This window comes from Pedobacter sp. AJM (assembly GCF_002197755.1).
In the GTDB taxonomy this organism is placed as follows: Bacteria; Bacteroidota; Bacteroidia; order Sphingobacteriales; family Sphingobacteriaceae; genus Pedobacter.
The window spans coordinates 79042-96738 of the sequence record NZ_NHOT01000006.1; the positions used below are offsets into that span (position 1 = coordinate 79042).

A 17697-nucleotide genomic window follows, 5' to 3' on the forward strand; every position below is an offset into this window, starting at 1 on the left:
AATTACCCGTAGCCGTTTTAGATACCAGCTAAGCAAAATATACGTTACAGCTTAATACCTAAGCGTAATTTTTGTATTTTCATCGAATAATCAGCAACATTATTCATGAAATACCTTTTCTTAACAGTAATTATTTGTACGACCTTCTTCGCTAATGCTCAGGATAAATTTGAAAATGTCTTCTTAAAAATCAATACTGACGTTCAGCAAAATTCAAAAGCTTATCAAACGCTTAAATATGAAACTGAGAACATTGGTCATAGGTTAACGGGTTCGGAAAATGGTGCTAAAGCAGAACAATATGCTTATGATTTACTAAAATCGTATGGTTGTGACGTTAAATTTCAACCTTTTGAGGTCGAAAGCTGGGCAAGAAAAACGATCAATGTAGAAATTGGCGCCGATAAAAATAGTTTGATTAAAATGAAAGCCGTAACCCTGGCGCATTCGCCGGTGAGTGCCGATGTTACAGGTGAAATTGTAGACGCAGGTAATGGATTGGAAGCAGATTATCAGGCCAGTCCTGAAAAATTTAAAGGTAAAATTGCTTTAATTTATTTGGGTATTTTACCTGGTTCGGCTACCGGAACAAAATCATTACACCGCTCAGAAAAAACTGCTATTGCCACGAAATATGGTGCCATTGGTGTAATTATCATCAATACAGTTAAAAATGGGGTGTTGTTAACAGGTACCGCATCTGTTACAGGCAAGCTGATCCCGATTCCAGCAGTTTGTATCGGTCTGGAGGATGGGATGACCCTCCGGGAAAAATTAAAAAATCAAATGCAGACAGCCCATATTGCCATGACTAATTTTTCTGGTTTAATTAAAGCCAGAAACGTAGTTGCTGTGTTTAAAGGAACAGAATTGCCGGAAGATAAAATTGTAGTCGGCGGACACTTAGATAGTTGGGATCTGGCAACAGGTGCGATTGATAATGGAATAGGTTCCTTCGCCATTATGGATATGGCCCGGACATTCAAAAAGCTAAAGTTAAAGACAAAACGTACAGTTGAATTTGTATTGTTTATGGGGGAGGAGCAAGGCTTACTGGGTTCAAAGGCATACATTGATCAGGCCAAGAAAGATAAAACGCTCAACCAGGTGAAGTTTATGCTGAACTACGACATGACCAATGATCCGAAGGGATTCTCAACATCCCGTGCCGAAATGAAAGACTTATTTACGGCCTGGGGAACTGATATCGTAAAAATAGACACCGGTTTTAAAAACTTATTTAATGCGGGTGCTGGTTTACATAGCGATCATCAGCCATTTATGTTAGAAGGAATCCCAACAGGAGGTGGCTTTGGCGGTAAATTGCCAAATAATTCAGGCCCCTTTTATCATTCCGATGGCGATTCGTTTAAACTGGTAGATGAACAGGAATTAAAAAATACCGTTCGTTATAGCGCCATGCTTACCTATGCTTTGGCAAATACGCCGAAAATACCGGTGGGTGTTCAGGAAGATCAAGAATTAAAAGCTTTCTTAGAATCCCAGAACCTAAAGGAACCGCTCACCATTGCGGGTGAGTGGAAGTGGAAGTAAAATCTGGCCAAAATAAAGGATCCAGATAAAGGCTAATTCCTTTACAGAAAGAAATGATAATCACACTATTTTACATTGTATAAACGAGCCAGTGTCTTTAATTATTTGGCTTTCACAAAGCGATGCCGTAACTTTGCATCACATTTAAAAACAAATAATTATGTCATCAGTAGAGACAACATACATTCCTTATAAAGTTAAGGACATTTCACTGGCAGAATGGGGCCGTAAAGAAATTGAATTAGCCGAAGCAGAAATGCCCGGTTTAATGAGTTTACGTGAAGAATTTGGTCCTACGCAACCGTTAAAAGGTGCACGTATCGCAGGTTGTCTGCATATGACCATCCAAACGGCTGTTTTAATCGAAACATTGGTGGCATTAGGTGCTGAAGTTACCTGGTCATCTTGCAATATTTTCTCTACACAGGACCATGCTGCCGCTGCAATCGCTGCTGCAGGTATTCAGGTTTATGCCTGGAAAGGTTTGAATGAAGAAGAATTCGACTGGTGTATTGAGCAAACTTTACACTTCGGTCCGGAGCAACAACCATTAAACATGATTCTGGATGATGGTGGCGATTTAACCAACATGGTTTTCGATAAATATCCTGAACTTATTGCTGCAATTAAAGGTTTATCAGAAGAAACCACAACTGGTGTTCATCGTTTATACGAAAGAATGAAAAACGGAACATTGCATTTACCGGCAATTAACGTGAATGATTCTGTAACGAAATCTAAATTTGATAACAAATACGGTTGTCGCGAATCATTGGTTGATGCAATTCGTCGTGCAACTGACGTCATGATGGCTGGTAAAGTAGCTGTGGTTTGTGGTTATGGCGATGTGGGTAAAGGTTCTGCAGAATCTTTAAGCTCACAAGGTGTGCGTGTAATCGTAACGGAAATTGATCCGATTTGTGCATTACAAGCGGCAATGGAAGGATATGAAGTTAAAAAATTCGCTACAGCTGTTAAAGAAGCAGATATTATTGTTACCACGACTGGTAACCGTGATATCGTTCGCGGAGAACATTTCTTAACAATGAAAGATAAGGCGATTGTTTGTAACATCGGTCACTTCGATAATGAAATTGATGTTGCCTGGTTAAACGAGAAATATGGTTCATCTAAAGTAGAGATCAAACCTCAGGTAGATAAGTATACGATCGAAGGTAAAGATATCATCCTATTGGCTGAAGGTCGTTTAGTAAATTTAGGTTGTGCAACAGGTCATCCAAGTTTCGTAATGAGTAATTCATTTACTAACCAAACTCTGGCTCAATTAGAACTTTGGACAAACACAGATAAGTATGAAAACAAAGTTTATGTTTTGCCTAAGTATCTGGATGAAAAAGTTGCCCGTTTACACTTAGCTAAAATCGGTGTAGAATTAGATGTTTTGGATCAGCACCAGGCTGATTATATTGGTGTTCCGGTGGAAGGTCCTTTTAAATCAGACGAATATCGTTACTAAAAATTAGTTTTGAGTCTGTAGTACAGAGTCAGGAGTCTAAAAAAATAGAAGGGATGTGCACATTGCATATCCCTTTTTTTTGTTGTAATTCTGATTTTAAATATAAAACCCGGTAGCTAAAATATCAATAGTTTCCTCATTTGATGGATTTCAGCCCATTTGCATACCTGATTGAATTTGAAATTTATCATTCACCTGTTTGCATCATATCCAGTTATTGTAGCGAAAGTGTTTATTTAAACGTATTGGTAAAAAATACTAAAGATGAAGAAAATTTTAACTTTACTGGCCACATTAATCGTGATACTGGGTGTTGGTTCTTGTAAAAAGGGTGCCCATGCTTCCTTAAATAAAATTGAATATGGAAGCTCTTTCGGAATGTGTTGGGGATATTGCGTGAGAATTATGGCCATCACATCTAATCAGGTTTCCTTGGAGAAGAAAAAAAACAGTGATCAATCTGATGTTAAACGCTGTCAGAAATCACTATCCAATGAAGAGCTTTCTTCCATAAAAAACTTAATTAAAAGTGAGTTTTTTGAACTGCCGGATATAATAGGTTGTCCTGATTGTGCAGATGGAGGAGCTGAATGGGTAAGGATAATCGAAAATGGAAAATCAAAAAAAGTTACTTTCGATTACGGTAAGGCTCCGGCGGCTATTAAAGAATTGGTTGATAAGTTAAGGGAAACTGAAGCTTCAATTACAGATTGCAATTAACTGATCCTTTATATTGATCGTTACAAACAAAGTAAGCAGACAATACTGTTAGTTTAAAACGGTTAACATCATAATCTGTTTATGCCCAAACTATTCCGGTGAATGACACTTTATCAAACCACTAGCATATTTGAAAAAGCGTTATCGTTATTTTTTTCTTCTAACCCCTTGATTCTTAAAAAGAATTGTTCTACTTTTGCAGTCCGTTTTATGGGCTATCTGTAAGGATGCCGGGGGAGCGGTAAAATTTTCAATAAAAAACATAAAAAAGCACAATGCCAACCATTCAACAATTAGTTAGAAAAGGTAGAGTAGCACTGGAGTTCAAGAGTAAGTCTCCAGCGTTGGACAGCTGTCCACAGCGAAGAGGTGTATGTACACGTGTGTACACCACTACCCCTAAAAAACCAAACTCAGCAATGCGTAAAGTAGCCCGTGTTCGTTTAACGAACGGTAAAGAGGTGAATGCATACATTCCTGGAGAAGGTCACAACTTACAGGAGCACTCAATCGTATTGATCCGTGGTGGTCGTGTTAAAGATTTACCAGGTGTACGTTACCACATTATCCGTGGTGCATTAGATACATCAGGCGTTGCTGGTCGTAACCAACGTCGTTCTAAATATGGTACTAAACGTCCTAAACCAGGTCAAGCTGCTGCAGCTCCTGCAAAAGGCAAAAAGAAATAATCGGGAGGAAATAAGAAATGAGAAAGTCAAAACCAAAAAAGAGAATTATTCTTCCTGATCCAAAATTTAACGATGTTCAGGTAACTCGTTTTGTAAACAATATGATGTACGATGGAAAAAAATCTATCGCTTATTCTATTTTTTATGACGCTGTTGAAATTGCTGAGAAAAAAGCAGGTGAAAACGGTTTAGAGATATTTAAACGTGCTTTAACTAACATCATGCCGGCTGTAGAGGTTAAATCTCGCCGTGTTGGTGGTGCTAACTTCCAGGTTCCAACTGAGGTTAGACCAGAACGTAAAACAGCTCTGGGTATGAAATGGTTAATTTTATATGCCCGTCGTCGTGGTGAAAAAACGATGAAAGAGAAATTAGCTGGCGAAATCGTTGCTGCTGCTAAAGGTGAAGGTGCTGCTGTTAAGAAGAAAGAAGATACGCATAAAATGGCTGAAGCCAACAAAGCGTTCTCTCACTTCCGTTTCTAGTAGTGATTAGCAAATTAGTAAGATTACACAGATTTAATTAGAAGATTATACTGATTAAATAAATTACACCGATTTGTTTTTAACATAATCGGTGTAATCATTTAAAATCAGATAAATCAAAAAAAATACAATGGCAAGAGATTTAAAATTTACAAGAAATATTGGAATTGCAGCTCACATTGATGCAGGTAAAACTACAACAACTGAGCGTATTCTTTATTATGCTGGTGTAAGTCATAAAATTGGTGAAGTGCACGAAGGTGCTGCAACAATGGACTGGATGGCACAAGAGCAAGAGCGTGGTATCACCATTACTTCTGCCGCAACTACTGTTGGTTGGAAATATAGAAACCAAAACTATCATATCAATATTATTGATACACCAGGACACGTGGATTTTACCGTTGAGGTAAACCGTTCACTACGTGTATTAGATGGTTTAGTATTCTTATTCTCTGCAGTTGATGGTGTTGAGCCTCAATCAGAAACCAACTGGCGTTTAGCTAACAACTATAATGTTGCCCGTATCGGATTTGTTAATAAAATGGACCGTTCAGGTGCTGACTTCTTAAAAGTAGTTAAGCAGGTTAAAGACATGTTAGGTAGTAATGCAGTTCCATTACAGTTACCTATCGGTGCTGAAGATAATTTTACTGGTGTGGTTGATTTAATTAACAACCGTGGTATTGTTTGGAATGAGCACGATAAAGGTATGACTTTCACTGAAGTGCCGATTCCGGAAGATATGTTGGATGAGGTGGCAGAATGGAGAGAGAAATTATTGGAGTCTGTAGCGGATTATGATGAGACATTGATGGAGAAATTCTTCGATGATCCAAACTCCATCACTGAACGTGAAATTTTAGACGCTTTACGTGCAGCTGTATTAGATGCGAAAATTGTTCCTATGGTTTGTGGTTCATCTTTCAAAAATAAAGGTGTACAAACTATGCTTGACTATGTAATGGAATTATTGCCTTCTCCTTTAGATTCTGAAGGTGTGGTTGGTACTAATCCAAATACAGATGCTGAGGTTTTATTAAAACCATCAGAAAGCGAGCCGTTTGCAGCATTGGCATTTAAAATTGCAACTGACCCATTCGTAGGTCGTTTATGTTTCATCCGTGTGTATTCTGGTAATTTAGAAGCAGGTTCATACGTTTACAATACCCGTTCAAATAACAAAGAGCGTATCTCCCGTATCTTCCAGATGCACGCTAACAAGCAAAATCCAATTCCTAATGTAGGTGCGGGTGATATTGCTGCGGTAGTGGGCTTTAAAGATATCAAAACAGGTGATACACTTTGTGATGAGAAACACCCAATTGTTCTTGAATCAATGGTATTCCCTGAGCCGGTTATCGGTTTAGCTATTGAGCCTAAAACTCAGGCTGACGTGGATAAATTAGGTATGGGATTATCTAAACTAGCGGAAGAAGATCCTACATTCAGGGTACAAACAGATCAGGAAACTGGTCAGACTGTAATCTCTGGTATGGGTGAGCTTCACTTAGATATTCTAATCGACCGTTTAAAACGTGAGTTTAAAGTAGAGGTTAATCAAGGTGCACCACAAGTAGCTTACAAAGAAGCTATCTTTGGTACCACTCAACACCGTGAAACTTATAAAAAGCAATCAGGTGGTCGTGGTAAGTTCGCAGATATTCAGGTGATCATTTCGCCAATTGATACTGATTTCGAAAAAGGTGGTTTACAATTCGTAAACGAAATTACAGGTGGTTCAATTCCACGTGAATTTATTCCTTCAGTAGAAAAAGGATTTGCTGCAGCGATGTCAAATGGTGTATTAGCAGGATATCCACTTCCTGATATGAAAGTACGTTTGATTGATGGTTCATTCCACGCAGTCGATTCAGATGCTTTATCATTCGAGCTTGCTGCCCGTATGGCATATCGTGAGGCTTTACCTAAATGTAAACCTACTTTGATGGAGCCAATCATGAAAATCGAAATCTTAACCCCTGAAGAAAACATGGGTGATGTAATCGGTGATATGAACCGTCGTCGTGGTCAGTTACAAGGTATGGATACCCGTAACGGATCTCAGGTAATTAAAGCATTGGTTCCACTTTCAGAAATGTTCGGATATGTAACGCAGTTACGTACCATCACTTCAGGCCGTGCAACTTCTACAATGGAATTTGATCATTACGAGCCAGCGCCTAAAAACGTTCAGGATGAAGTAATTGCTAAATCCAAAGGAAGAGTAAAATCTGAAGACTAATTAATTCTCAAGATAAATCCGGTTCCTGTTGTTAATAGCTCTAACAGGGAATCACAATTAAAAATAAGATGAGCCAAAGAATCAGAATTAAATTAAAATCTTACGATTACAACTTGGTAGATAAATCTGCTGAGAAAATCGTGAAAACTGTTAAACCTACGGGTGCAGTTGTAAGTGGTCCGATTCCACTTCCTACAGAGAAAAAAATCTTTACTGTTTTACGTTCTCCACACGTAAACAAAAAAGCCAGAGAGCAATTTCAATTATGCGCTTACAAACGCTTATTAGATATTTACAGCTCTAACTCTAAAACAGTTGATGCTTTAATGAAACTTGAATTACCTAGTGGTGTTGAAGTTGAAATCAAAGTTTAATTGATTTAAAAATTAAGAAAGGTCGTAATGTTAAATTGCGGCCTTTTTTTGTGCCCGGTCATTTTCAAACAAAAAGTAATTACACAGGTTTAATAAGTATGAAAAAGCCATTAAAAGAAGAAAGCTTGCCGGTTGAGGGGCAGGATTTTGCTGATCCGAAAGAAGAAACAGTAAAAAAACCTTCCTCACATGGTGAAGTTGCCAATCAGAAAGGAAGTGATTTCTCAGATCTGGAAGAAAGCAGGATGGAACATCCCCCTGAACACCGTGATGAAAATGGTTCAGATGAAGGTGATGTTGACAATCCAGAAGGCGAAATAGATCAATCTGAAGGTGTAAAATAAGGTGGCATAACTTCTGCCTGTTGAGCGTATTCTTTTTATTTTCTTATGCTCGTTTTAAATGATATTCCTTTGCCTGACTATAAATAAACGGAGATTAAATAGTACGCCCAAAATAACCATTTAAAGAAATAAAATAAAATCTACCAAACTTTCTAAGTCAGCGCTATGTTGTCAAATGAATAGTGAACTAAAAATTAAAAAGATGAGCACCTCACAGAACGCACATAATGATCAGAAAAATAAGCAGGATCTTGATCATAATAATATAGAGTGGGACAATGACAACGCTACCTATGGTCATGCCGTTAGCGATTCGCCGTTCAGAAGGAAGAATACTCCGGATGAAAATCATTTGTCGAAATTAGAAGAAAATGATCAGGATGTAAACGGAAATCTTAAAAATTTAAATTTAAGTAAAAGTGACAATCCTGATCACCGGAACAGTAATCAGGAAAAGGGATTGGGTGGCAAAGATTTATAAATAATAAAAGGGAAAAGCTAAAAGCTATTGAAAATCCCTTTTATTATGCTTTAAGCTAAAATCTGACTATTAATAAGATATCCAATTCCAGATTAAGTATTGGCTATTAAAATTATTAATAAAGTGTGGTGGTTTGCCGGTAATCCTGCTTAATATTCTGGCTGAGATGATTCACCTCTTTAATTAATTCCGGTGCTTTTTCTATTAAATCGTCCACTAATGATTTTCCATCACTGAGTCTTTTTTTAGTGATATAATGAAGTGCATAAACACTTGCTGCGCCAACGAAGGCATACTTTAGTAATCCCATGATATATTATTAGTTTAAATTCCCGTATTGAGCACATCATCCTCATCACGGTTTTTGATAATTGAATCTTTATTGTCTTTAAAATCTTCAGATGAACTACCGGTTTTGCTTGCAGCACTTTCAACTGTATGTTGCGCTTCAGTGCTATTGTAAGTATCATCGCTTAATGAATCCTTGCCTTGTGTACCTGAATTATCAAACCCATCCCGTGCATTTATATTCCCATCATTAAAACCATTTGCATTTTCTTCGGCTATTGGCGCCCGCCCAAAGGCAGTAACTTCATTTCCTTCATTACCTTTTTCATGTGCTTTCTGAAGGTCAGATTTTTTATCGGTATTACCATTTCCGAAGTAACCTTCGGTATGTTCGTCCTTATTATAAATACTCGTTTTCATAATCATGTTTTTATAAAGAACATCCTGCCAAGCAAATGGTTTGTATTAAATCTGGCAGATCTTTATGTTGTATCTCACGAACAGGCAAATAAGATAATTGCATAAATAAATTTCAACACGAGTTTTTTCTTTTGTTTAACTTCGGGCGAAATTTAAAAGTAAGCATCTGATGGAGTGGAAATACCTATTATCAAATAAAAGATTCGGACAGGAAAGCTGGACTGGCGATCGGGATAAGGCTCGTTCTGATTTTCAGCGGGATTATGACAGGTTAATATTTTCATCACCATTCAGGCGCTTGCAAAATAAAACACAGGTTTTCCCCTTGCCGGGGAGTGTATTTGTTCATAACCGCTTAACGCACAGTTTGGAAGTGGCAAGTGTGGCCCGCTCTATGGCCAATATTTTTTTAAATAATTTAGAAGAACATCAGCCATCTTTACTTAAAGAAGTGCCCTTGCTAAATGAAGTAGGCAATATTGTAGCAGCTGCAGCATTGGCTCACGACCTGGGTAATCCAGCTTTTGGACATTCGGGAGAAGCGGCAATTTCACGTTATTTTACCGATGGGGATGGACAAATCTATCAAAAGGATATGAGCGATTCGCAATGGCACGACCTTATTTATTTTGAAGGGAATGCAAATGCCATTCGGATTTTGACGCACCCTTTGAAAGGAAAAGGAAACGATGCCTATGCCTTAACATATTCCACATTGGCCTCGATTGCAAAATATCCCTGCGCATCAATAGCTGGCCGGCAGAAAAAACTTTTACACCGGAAGAAATACGGTTTTTTTCAGTCAGAAGAAGAAACCTTCAGAAAGATTGCATCAGAGTTAAATCTGGCTCAGGAAGAAAGTGAATATCTGATTTATAAACGTCACCCTTTGGTTTATTTAGTAGAGGCCGCCGATGATATCTGCTATAGCATCATTGATCTGGAAGATGCGCATCGCTTAAAGATATTATCATATGAGGAAGTTAAGAATTATTTGCTGCCTTTTTCCAATTCTCAGACCATTGAAAACCGATTAAAAAATGATTATGAAGATGATGATGCAAAAATTGGCTTGCTAAGAGCTAAAGCGATCAACACGCTCACCAACATTTGTGCAGAAATATTTTTTAAAGAGCAGGAATTATTGCTAAAAGGTGAACTGAATAACAGCTTAACAGATCTTCTGCCAGAACCCTATTTAACGGCCTGGAAAGCGATTGAGAAAGTATCGGTAGAAAGGATTTATAATTTTTCATCTGTTATTCAAAAAGAAGTGGCTGGTTATAAAATTATGGCAGGCTTACTAGAAGAATTTGTGCCGGCATTAATCAATAACAACACACATTATTACCAAAAACTGGTGAAGCTTATCCCTAAGCAATACCATACCGATTTAACCGATATCTACTCCCGTACGCAAAGCGTTTTAGATTTTGTATCAGGTATGACAGATTTATATGCGGTAGATTTGTACCGGAATATTAAAGGCATTTCTTTTCCATCAGAAACATAATCATGAAGCGTTTATTAATATATATAACCTGCCTATTAATGCTCTCCTCATACGTTAATGCACAAACCATTACCCTGCGTGATTTAAAAAATGGAGATTTAATATTTGTGGGTGCCGAAAAAGCTAACCTATCAGGTGCCATTAACCGGGTGACGCAAAAAAGAGATGCTATCGCTTTCGATCATATCGGAATCATTGAAAAAAGTGCTGATTCCATATTTGTGTTACATGCCTCTTCAAAAAAAGGAAGCATAAGAGAAAATATGCAAGCATTTTATCAGTCGGAAAAAACGGCAGACAATAAAATAGTCGTTTATAGGTTAAAGAATAATTTTGATCAGGCCATTCCTGATGCCATTTCATCTGCCAAGAAGATGTTAGGCAAGCCGTATAACTGGACATATATTCTGAATGACAGTTCTTACTATTGCTCTGATTTTATTGAAAGGTGTTTTAGAAAAAATCAAATATTTGCGCTGGAACCAATGACCTTTATTAATCCAAAAACCGGAAAACCGGATGATTTTTGGATTAAGTTTTATAAAAAACAAAACCTTGAAGTTCCCGAGGGGAAGTTAGGCTGTAACCCAAATGGTTTAGCAGCCAGTAATAAATTATTTTTAATAGGGAATTTCATCAATTAAATCCTATTAATTGATGAAATTCAACCATATAAATTATCTGCCTCTTGTATCATCCCATTTATTACGCTCATCCTGTAATTCACGGGCCAGTTTCATTTCTTTATCTTTGGCTTTAACCTTATGGGTTTGAAATTCATCTGCAACTTCCTGGTAGAGTTGAGTTCTGTAGGTGGCTTCTTTCCGGTATTTTCCGGATTGAAAGATCACAATGGCCAAACCGGCACCCAGTATGATAATGATTGCCCAAACGATGGTATTGTATGTACCTTTATCAAAAGCGATCCCTAAAAATTTGATTTCATTTACAGATGCCGTTGCATGAGCAAGCGAACTTTCTTTGCCCGTAACTTCGCCTTTCAAACTGGCAATGTTATCACTTTGTCCCTTTATTTCTTTTTTAGCTTCCTGAAGTTGTTTTCGCTCTTTTCTTAATGTATCATTAACGCTTTTCCATAAAGCAGATAACCTGGATGGATTAATCAGTTTTGAACCATATAAACTTTTAGATTTTTTCAGCATAAAATTATACTGGCCGTTTAGAGATGGATCAGTATTTTTCGAAGTGTCTTGTCTGGCCTGCCCGAATGCGATATTTACCAATAGCATGGCTACTAAAAATAACAGGGTTGGTTTAAGTTTTTGCATAGTTAAATTATAGGTGTTAAAGTGTAAAACTACATTTTTATACCATCATGAGCTCATCTAAATGACCTTATCTTTTGGCTTAGTTATAAAAATGATGTGATATAATCTATAAATTAACAATTTTATCGGCGTTTTATTATAAATTAATCGTGATAGATTACATTTGCCACATGCAAATAGGAATTATCGGTTTAGGCGATATGGGTAGATTATACGCCATTTCGTTTTTTAATGCAGGTTACAAAGTGTGTGGTGCAGACATGCCCTTACGCTACTCAGAATTGAAAAGTGAGCTTGAACCTAAAGGCATTGAAATTTTAGCCGATGGGCATGAGGTTGCCCGAAAATCTGATTTTATTATCTATTGTGTAGAGGCAGAGAAGATTGATGAAGTGGTGGCTACTTTTGCACGTTCAACTAAATTTGGTGCCATTGTTTCCGGGCAAACCTCTGTAAAGCATCCTGAAATTGCAGCTTTTGAAAAACATTTACCAACAGATACGCAAATCGTAACCTGTCACTCTTTGCATGGCCCGGCTTTTAGTCCTGAGGGGCAAACCTTGGTTGTGGTTAGGCACCGTGCAACCAACGAGGTTTACGCAAGGGCACTGGAGATTTATAAGTCTTTAAAATCGAATATTATCGAGATGGATGATTACCGCGAACACGACCGGATCGTCGCCGATACGCAGGCCGTTACGCATATGGGGTTTGAAAGCATGGGCTCAGCCTGGAAAAATGCAGGTTTCTTCCCCTGGGATAATCCGGCTTATGCTGGTGGAATTGATAATGTGAAGATTTTAACCACACTGCGCATTTTTAGTTACAAATCACATATTTATGCAGGCTTAGCTATTTTAAATCCATATGCACAAAAGCAGGTAAAGTATTATGCACAGGCAGAGTCAGAATTGTATAAATTGATGATTTGTGAAAATGAAACGGAATTTCGATCTAAAATTTATGCTGCCCGTGATTTTGTTTTTCACGAAAGCAGAAGCCTTTTGCTTCTGGATGATAACATTATGAAAGAATTTAGCCTGTCTGATGCCGCTCATAAACAAAAACCCAATTCGCACCTGAGTTTATTGAGTATGGTTTACGCTTGGTATAAAATGGGTGTAAACCCTTATGATAATTTAATTTGCCAGACACCGCCATTTAAATTGAGGTTGGGCATTGCTGAATATTTGTTTAAAAATGAGGAAATGCTCGAAGAATCTATTCATACGGCATTATATGATAAATCTATTCGTGGCGATGATTTAGAGTTTCATACCGCCGTACACGAATGGGCATCGATTATTGGTTATGGCGATTTAAAAGGTTATAAAGCGCATTTTGAAGCCGCGAAATCTTTTTTTGCAAACCGTTTAAATGATGGACGGGATTTAAGTGCAGAGTTGATTAAGCGATTAGGGAAGTAGTTTTTTATATGAAGACTATTTTAAATAAACCAGAAATGGTTTCGTTATTGCAGCAACAATTAAAAAATATTGATATTCTTTGTAATGATTACGATAGCGGGAATGAAAAAGTTATACATTTAATAGCTGAAAAGATTGCTTTAATTTTTCACAACTCAAATCAATCTAAATCATTATTAAATGAACTTAAGCTAACGCATCTTGATTTTCTTTGCAGTTCAGAAAGGTATGATTCAAAAAGCCTTACTAATTTTATTGGCTTATTGAAATTAGAACACCACACTGAAAAGGGCTGGACATATTTAGCCAGGTTACATAAGTTCGAATTGGCGAAGGTATCTTACGAAAACTGGTGGAATAACAAAAAAGTGATGATTGATTCGGATGGTAATGCCTTTACAAGGGCCAAGATCATAAAATCAGCAGCCCATAACGATCCTTTATTATTTGATACATCAGGATGGAAAATTACTGATGCTAATGGTAATAAAACAACGATTAACCCAATCCCTGAAACGATTAGGCAAATTGCTTTCGAAGTGTTAGGGTGTTTTCGTACAGTGAACCTGAATCAAGAAAGTAAATTGTATTACAAATCTAATTTATAGATCGGCTTCTAAAAATAAGCATAAAGATGATTTTTTTATGAAAATCTATTTTATCCCCTTTATATATAGATTTTATTTTATTCTGTTAATCTTTCGTTTCCACAAAATCAGTACATTATCTTTGCCGGCATGTCGGTATTATTGTTTACCATTATCGTTTTATTAGGGGCTTTTTTAGCCGGTTTACTGGGCTCACTCACTGGTTTAGGTGGTGGTGTAATTATCATACCCTTACTTACGCTGGCACTGGGTGTTGATATTCATTATGCAATTGGCGCATCCATTGTTTCGGTTATAGCAACTTCATCCGGTTCAGCAGCAGCTTATGTTAAAGAAGGAATCACCAATATCCGGATTGGGATGTTTCTGGAAATTGCAACTACTGTGGGCGCTATTTGCGGTGCCATTGTAGCTGTTTACCTCAATGCCAATTACATCGCTATCATATTTGGCTGCATCCTGATCTTTTCTGCTATTATGACTTTAAAGAAAAAAGTAGATCATACTACTTTAGATGACACTGACCGGTGGGCCAAATTTTTTAAACTAAATGGTTCATATCCTGATAAAGGTACTGATCACCCTTATGCCGTAAAACACGTTCCAGCTGGTTTTTTAATGATGCTCTTTGCCGGCACACTTTCAGGTTTGCTGGGAATAGGAAGTGGCGCCCTTAAGGTAATCGCCATGGATAATATCATGCGTTTACCCTTTAAAGTTTCTACCACGACCAGTAATTTTATGATGGGCGTTACCGCCGCTGCCAGTGCTATTGTTTATTTACATCGCGGACAAATTGATCCGGGTATCGCCATGCCGGTTTGTATCGGCGTATTAACTGGGGCTACCGTTGGCTCAAAAGTTTTATTAAAAGCCAAAACAGATAAATTGAAAATTGTATTTGCTGTAGTGGTAACATTTTTAGCATTACAAATGATTTACAAAGGAATAAGCGGATTATAATGGCAGCATCAAAAGAAAATATGAATGATAAGGATATTCAGGTTATACTGGGCACCTTATTGCGTGCAGGTGTAATCATATCGATGACCATTGTGCTCATTGGTGGGATTATCTTTCTCATTCATCAAAATGGTGTGATAACCGATTATAAAGTATTTAAGCCGGAACTGGCTGGTTTTTCATCTATTTCAGCTATTTTCAAAGGCCTGCTTACTTTTCATGGTGATGCCATTGTACAATTTGGTATATTGATGTTGATTTTTACTCCGGTAGCCCGCATCGTTTTCGCCATTTTCAGCTTTTTAATTGAAAAGGACTATTTGTATGTATTGATTGGACTAATTATCTTGTCCATTATTACCATTAGTCTGAATGGAGGACTGGCCCATTAAGTCAAATAGCTTATTTGTTGAAAAAAAATATTAAAATTAAGTTTAAACGCTTAAGATTGTATATAAAATCACCAAAATGGCAAAGTCTGGAAAGATAGTTCAGCTGTTTCAGAAACCTGAAAATTTTATAAAATCCCGTGCCCGACAGCTCCAGCTCGGGAAATGCTATATCTCTGCCAACTGGGAGGAAAGTGGTATTGCAAATGTGATTGTAAGCCGAATCCCCATTAATGGAAATCTTACAATAGGCATGTACCTTGTTGACTTTAAGTGTTTAGGCATTAAAGATTCCGCTTTTAAGTTTAATATCCCTTTAGATGAAGTTCAATACCTGATCGCATATATAAAGGGTGAAGAAATTGAATACAACCGGGTTCATAATATGCTATATGGTGCAGAAGCATTTGCTGAAAGTTGTGGCTTTAAACCCCATAAAGATTGGGCCATAGGTCAGCTTATACTTGAGGAAGACGATGACCGGATTCAAATTACTGATCTTCCGTTCGGAGAAGAAGGAGTTCCTGCTTATTATCCCGGTCCAAATGATGATGATGATACAATCAATAGAATTTTGGCCACTTTGGATAAAAACCTGGGGCCTGGAAATTATTATTTTTATGAAGATGATAAGCGTGACTGATGCAGGAATGAAAGGGGATAAATCTACATCATTACCAAGCCTTATTTATATGGAGTTGGGCTCTCATGGTGAGGCCTGTGAAATAGCGGAACAGGGATGAACTTTTTCCTGATTCTTATATTTCCAACAGATGAGTTTATATTTTTATATTCTGCTTTGTGCGAATATTTCTTGGCTAAAAAAGATATTGCTCCTGCCAATTGCTTTGTGAATGTATGAATATGTCATCTATATGATCTTTGCTCTTAGAGCGGAATGGTGCTAAGTAGCTGAAGACAACGTATTTTAAGCAGGAAAACAAAAATAAATGATATAAACAGGATTACCCAACTATGGGTTTAAAGGCCTGGTTTGATGCTGTAGCTGCTCAGTGAAAGTTAAATCCCATCATATCAGCAATTTATTTGAAAAAATATTTAGCTAACTATTTGAAAATTAATATTTCTTGCCTATCTTTGCCGTCCCTTTCGGGGGATGTACAACCACCTTGAACGAAGCCCTACTGCTTCGATGGGTGTTAAAAAGAAAAGATAAAATGTCAGGAATTATTGGAAAAAAAGTAGGAATGACCAGTATCTTTGATGCCGAAGGAAGAAACATTCCTTGTACGGTAATCGAGGCTGGGCCTTGTGTAGTTACACAAGTGAAAACCGAAGAAAAAGACGGGTATTCATCAATCCAATTGGGTTATGATGAGAAAAAAGAGAAAAACACAACTCAACCGTTAAAAGGCCATTTCGCGAAAGCAAACACAACTCCGAAACGCAAGCTGGTAGAATTCAACTCGTTTACAACTTCACTTAGCTTAGGTGATGTGGTAACTGTTGATGCATTCGCAGAAGGCGATTTTGTTGATGTTGTAGGTACCTCAAAAGGTAAAGGTTTTCAAGGTGTTGTAAAACGCCACGGATTTGCCGGTGTTGGTATGCAGACTCACGGTCAGCATAACCGTTTACGTGCCCCAGGTTCATTGGGTGCATCATCATTCCCTTCACGTGTATTCAAAGGAATGCGCATGGCTGGAAGAACAGGTGGAGACAGGGTAAAAGTTCAGAACTTACAGGTTTTGAAAGTTTATGCTGAGCAAAACTTATTAGTAGTTAGTGGTTCCATTCCAGGAGCTAAAGGTTCTTACGTAATCTTAGACAAGTAATCAGATGGAAGTTAAAGTATTAAACATTTCAGGTAAAGAAACAGGTGCCAAGGTGCAACTTCCTGAATCGGTATTTGGTATCGAGCCTAACGACCACGCGATTTATTTAGATGTAAAACAGTATCTGGCTAACCAACGTCAGGGTACGCACAAATCTAAACAGCGTAATGAGATTGCAGGTTCGACCCGTAAACTATACAAACAAAAAGGTACAGGTGGTGCACGTGCTGGTAGCATTAAATCTCCTTTATTCAACGGTGGTGGTCGTGTATTCGGTCCTCAGCCACGTGACTATAGTTTCAAATTGAACAAGAAATTAAAATCATTAGCACGTAAATCTGCTTTAGCTTATAAAGCAAAAGATAATAACGTGGTAATTTTAGAAGATTTCAACTTCGAAACAGCTAAAACTAAAAATTACACCAGTTTATTGGCTGCGTTAAACGTAGGTACTCAAAAAACTTTATTGGTTTTACCTGCACAAAATAATAATATCTATTTATCAAGCAGAAACGTTCAGAAAACTAAAGTAATCTCTGCAGCAGACTTAAATACCTATGATGTATTAAATGCTGGTGTGCTTGTGTTAACTGCTGATTCTGTTAAAACTTTGGAGGAGGCATTTGCCAAATAAT

The 17697-nt window shown here is 37.5% G+C and carries 21 protein-coding genes; 18 read left to right on the forward strand and 3 right to left on the reverse strand.

What is annotated here, in order from left to right:
- The first annotated feature begins 105 nt into the window (after positions 1-105).
- The 9 genes from CBW18_RS13630 (at position 106) to CBW18_RS13670 (ending at position 8369) form a co-directional block, all read left to right on the forward strand.
- A complete protein-coding gene (locus tag CBW18_RS13630) occupies positions 106-1554 on the forward strand; it encodes a M28 family peptidase (protein ID WP_088301897.1) in 1449 nt (482 codons plus the stop codon).
- Between the two features lie 160 nt (positions 1555-1714).
- Positions 1715-3031 (forward strand): adenosylhomocysteinase, encoded by a 1317-nt coding sequence (gene ahcY, locus CBW18_RS13635; protein ID WP_088301898.1) that lies wholly within the window; start codon positions 1715-1717, stop codon positions 3029-3031.
- Positions 3032-3295: 264 nt separating this feature from the next.
- Positions 3296-3751, forward strand: a complete 456-nt coding sequence (locus CBW18_RS13640; RefSeq protein WP_088301899.1) for a hypothetical protein — start codon at positions 3296-3298, stop codon at positions 3749-3751.
- 275 nt (positions 3752-4026) lie between these two features.
- A complete protein-coding gene (rpsL, locus tag CBW18_RS13645) occupies positions 4027-4440 on the forward strand; it encodes a 30S ribosomal protein S12 (protein ID WP_010599925.1) in 414 nt (137 codons plus the stop codon).
- 17 nt (positions 4441-4457) lie between these two features.
- On the forward strand, positions 4458-4925 hold the full coding sequence (rpsG, locus tag CBW18_RS13650) for a 30S ribosomal protein S7 (RefSeq protein WP_056097505.1): 468 nt from the start codon (positions 4458-4460) through the stop codon (positions 4923-4925).
- Between the two features lie 130 nt (positions 4926-5055).
- Positions 5056-7170 carry an elongation factor G gene (gene fusA / locus CBW18_RS13655; protein ID WP_088301900.1) on the forward strand — a complete coding sequence of 705 codons (2115 nt, stop codon included), beginning with the start codon at positions 5056-5058 and terminating at the stop codon, positions 7168-7170.
- 68 nt (positions 7171-7238) lie between these two features.
- Positions 7239-7544: a 30S ribosomal protein S10 gene (gene rpsJ / locus CBW18_RS13660; protein ID WP_008244591.1), complete on the forward strand. Its 306-nt coding sequence runs from the start codon at positions 7239-7241 to the stop codon at positions 7542-7544.
- A 98-nt stretch (positions 7545-7642) separates the two neighbouring features.
- Positions 7643-7888, forward strand: coding sequence for a hypothetical protein (locus tag CBW18_RS13665; RefSeq protein WP_088301901.1), 246 nt, complete (start codon positions 7643-7645; stop codon positions 7886-7888).
- 202 nt (positions 7889-8090) lie between these two features.
- Entirely contained in the window at positions 8091-8369 is a 279-nt protein-coding gene (locus CBW18_RS13670; RefSeq protein ID WP_140418682.1) for a hypothetical protein, read from the forward strand.
- A 115-nt stretch (positions 8370-8484) separates the two neighbouring features.
- Here CBW18_RS13670 and CBW18_RS13675 read toward each other — a convergent pair whose 3' ends face one another.
- Both CBW18_RS13675 and CBW18_RS13680 read right to left on the reverse strand, forming a co-directional pair.
- On the reverse strand, positions 8485-8679 hold the full coding sequence (locus tag CBW18_RS13675) for a hypothetical protein (protein WP_088301903.1): 195 nt from the start codon (positions 8677-8679) through the stop codon (positions 8485-8487).
- Positions 8680-8693: 14 nt separating this feature from the next.
- Positions 8694-9077, reverse strand: a complete 384-nt coding sequence (locus tag CBW18_RS13680; protein WP_140418683.1) for a hypothetical protein — start codon at positions 9075-9077, stop codon at positions 8694-8696.
- A gap of 169 nt (positions 9078-9246) precedes the next feature.
- Between CBW18_RS13680 and CBW18_RS13685 the strand changes: the two genes are divergently transcribed.
- Together CBW18_RS13685 and CBW18_RS13690 are read left to right on the forward strand one after the other, a co-directional pair.
- The gene (locus CBW18_RS13685; protein WP_172406532.1) at positions 9247-10590 is read left to right on the forward strand and encodes a deoxyguanosinetriphosphate triphosphohydrolase; all 1344 of its coding nucleotides are present in this window, start codon (positions 9247-9249) and stop codon (positions 10588-10590) included.
- A 38-nt stretch (positions 10591-10628) separates the two neighbouring features.
- The gene (locus tag CBW18_RS13690; RefSeq protein ID WP_253249036.1) at positions 10629-11234 is read left to right on the forward strand and encodes a YiiX/YebB-like N1pC/P60 family cysteine hydrolase; all 606 of its coding nucleotides are present in this window, start codon (positions 10629-10631) and stop codon (positions 11232-11234) included.
- Between the two features lie 33 nt (positions 11235-11267).
- Here the strand turns inward: CBW18_RS13690 and CBW18_RS13695 are convergent, their stop codons facing one another.
- Positions 11268-11879 (reverse strand): hypothetical protein, encoded by a 612-nt coding sequence (locus CBW18_RS13695; protein ID WP_088301907.1) that lies wholly within the window; start codon positions 11877-11879, stop codon positions 11268-11270.
- A gap of 170 nt (positions 11880-12049) precedes the next feature.
- Here CBW18_RS13695 and CBW18_RS13700 point away from each other — a divergent pair, with 170 nt between their 5' ends.
- The 7 genes from CBW18_RS13700 (at position 12050) to rplD (ending at position 17696) form a co-directional block, all read left to right on the forward strand.
- Entirely contained in the window at positions 12050-13306 is a 1257-nt protein-coding gene (locus CBW18_RS13700; protein WP_088301908.1) for a prephenate dehydrogenase, read from the forward strand.
- An 8-nt stretch (positions 13307-13314) separates the two neighbouring features.
- The gene (locus CBW18_RS13705; protein WP_088301909.1) at positions 13315-13914 is read left to right on the forward strand and encodes a hypothetical protein; all 600 of its coding nucleotides are present in this window, start codon (positions 13315-13317) and stop codon (positions 13912-13914) included.
- A 129-nt stretch (positions 13915-14043) separates the two neighbouring features.
- Positions 14044-14877 carry a sulfite exporter TauE/SafE family protein gene (locus tag CBW18_RS13710; protein WP_088301910.1) on the forward strand — a complete coding sequence of 278 codons (834 nt, stop codon included), beginning with the start codon at positions 14044-14046 and terminating at the stop codon, positions 14875-14877.
- Positions 14877-15269 (forward strand): DUF1634 domain-containing protein, encoded by a 393-nt coding sequence (locus tag CBW18_RS13715; protein WP_253249037.1) that lies wholly within the window; start codon positions 14877-14879, stop codon positions 15267-15269. Before CBW18_RS13710 ends, CBW18_RS13715 begins: the two co-directional genes overlap by 1 nt.
- 76 nt (positions 15270-15345) lie before the next feature.
- Positions 15346-15909 (forward strand): hypothetical protein, encoded by a 564-nt coding sequence (locus CBW18_RS13720; RefSeq protein WP_088301912.1) that lies wholly within the window; start codon positions 15346-15348, stop codon positions 15907-15909.
- 535 nt (positions 15910-16444) lie between these two features.
- Positions 16445-17062, forward strand: a complete 618-nt coding sequence (gene rplC, locus CBW18_RS13725) for a 50S ribosomal protein L3 (RefSeq protein WP_088302012.1) — start codon at positions 16445-16447, stop codon at positions 17060-17062.
- A gap of 4 nt (positions 17063-17066) precedes the next feature.
- Positions 17067-17696 carry a 50S ribosomal protein L4 gene (rplD, locus tag CBW18_RS13730; protein WP_088301913.1) on the forward strand — a complete coding sequence of 210 codons (630 nt, stop codon included), beginning with the start codon at positions 17067-17069 and terminating at the stop codon, positions 17694-17696.
- Position 17697 lies beyond the last annotated feature (1 nt).

What these genes read in the sequence shown, in the direction of transcription:
- CBW18_RS13690 (WP_253249036.1), top strand. Translation starts at nt 10,629, where the DNA reads ATGCTCTCCTCATACGTTAATGCACAAACCATTACCCTGCGTGATTTA.
- CBW18_RS13640 (WP_088301899.1), top strand. Translation starts at nt 3,296, where the DNA reads ATGAAGAAAATTTTAACTTTACTGGCCACATTAATCGTGATACTGGGT.
- CBW18_RS13680 (WP_140418683.1), bottom strand. Translation starts at nt 9,077, where the DNA reads ATGAAAACGAGTATTTATAATAAGGACGAACATACCGAAGGTTACTTC.
- rpsG (WP_056097505.1), top strand. Translation starts at nt 4,458, where the DNA reads ATGAGAAAGTCAAAACCAAAAAAGAGAATTATTCTTCCTGATCCAAAA.
- CBW18_RS13630 (WP_088301897.1), top strand. Translation starts at nt 106, where the DNA reads ATGAAATACCTTTTCTTAACAGTAATTATTTGTACGACCTTCTTCGCT.
- CBW18_RS13710 (WP_088301910.1), top strand. Translation starts at nt 14,044, where the DNA reads ATGTCGGTATTATTGTTTACCATTATCGTTTTATTAGGGGCTTTTTTA.
- rpsL (WP_010599925.1), top strand. Translation starts at nt 4,027, where the DNA reads ATGCCAACCATTCAACAATTAGTTAGAAAAGGTAGAGTAGCACTGGAG.
- CBW18_RS13700 (WP_088301908.1), top strand. Translation starts at nt 12,050, where the DNA reads ATGCAAATAGGAATTATCGGTTTAGGCGATATGGGTAGATTATACGCC.
- CBW18_RS13675 (WP_088301903.1), bottom strand. Translation starts at nt 8,679, where the DNA reads ATGGGATTACTAAAGTATGCCTTCGTTGGCGCAGCAAGTGTTTATGCA.
- ahcY (WP_088301898.1), top strand. Translation starts at nt 1,715, where the DNA reads ATGTCATCAGTAGAGACAACATACATTCCTTATAAAGTTAAGGACATT.
- CBW18_RS13715 (WP_253249037.1), top strand. Translation starts at nt 14,877, where the DNA reads ATGGCAGCATCAAAAGAAAATATGAATGATAAGGATATTCAGGTTATA.
- CBW18_RS13665 (WP_088301901.1), top strand. Translation starts at nt 7,643, where the DNA reads ATGAAAAAGCCATTAAAAGAAGAAAGCTTGCCGGTTGAGGGGCAGGAT.
- CBW18_RS13670 (WP_140418682.1), top strand. Translation starts at nt 8,091, where the DNA reads ATGAGCACCTCACAGAACGCACATAATGATCAGAAAAATAAGCAGGAT.
- CBW18_RS13720 (WP_088301912.1), top strand. Translation starts at nt 15,346, where the DNA reads ATGGCAAAGTCTGGAAAGATAGTTCAGCTGTTTCAGAAACCTGAAAAT.
- CBW18_RS13705 (WP_088301909.1), top strand. Translation starts at nt 13,315, where the DNA reads ATGAAGACTATTTTAAATAAACCAGAAATGGTTTCGTTATTGCAGCAA.
- CBW18_RS13695 (WP_088301907.1), bottom strand. Translation starts at nt 11,879, where the DNA reads ATGCAAAAACTTAAACCAACCCTGTTATTTTTAGTAGCCATGCTATTG.
- fusA (WP_088301900.1), top strand. Translation starts at nt 5,056, where the DNA reads ATGGCAAGAGATTTAAAATTTACAAGAAATATTGGAATTGCAGCTCAC.
- CBW18_RS13685 (WP_172406532.1), top strand. Translation starts at nt 9,247, where the DNA reads ATGGAGTGGAAATACCTATTATCAAATAAAAGATTCGGACAGGAAAGC.
- rplD (WP_088301913.1), top strand. Translation starts at nt 17,067, where the DNA reads ATGGAAGTTAAAGTATTAAACATTTCAGGTAAAGAAACAGGTGCCAAG.
- rpsJ (WP_008244591.1), top strand. Translation starts at nt 7,239, where the DNA reads ATGAGCCAAAGAATCAGAATTAAATTAAAATCTTACGATTACAACTTG.
- rplC (WP_088302012.1), top strand. Translation starts at nt 16,445, where the DNA reads ATGTCAGGAATTATTGGAAAAAAAGTAGGAATGACCAGTATCTTTGAT.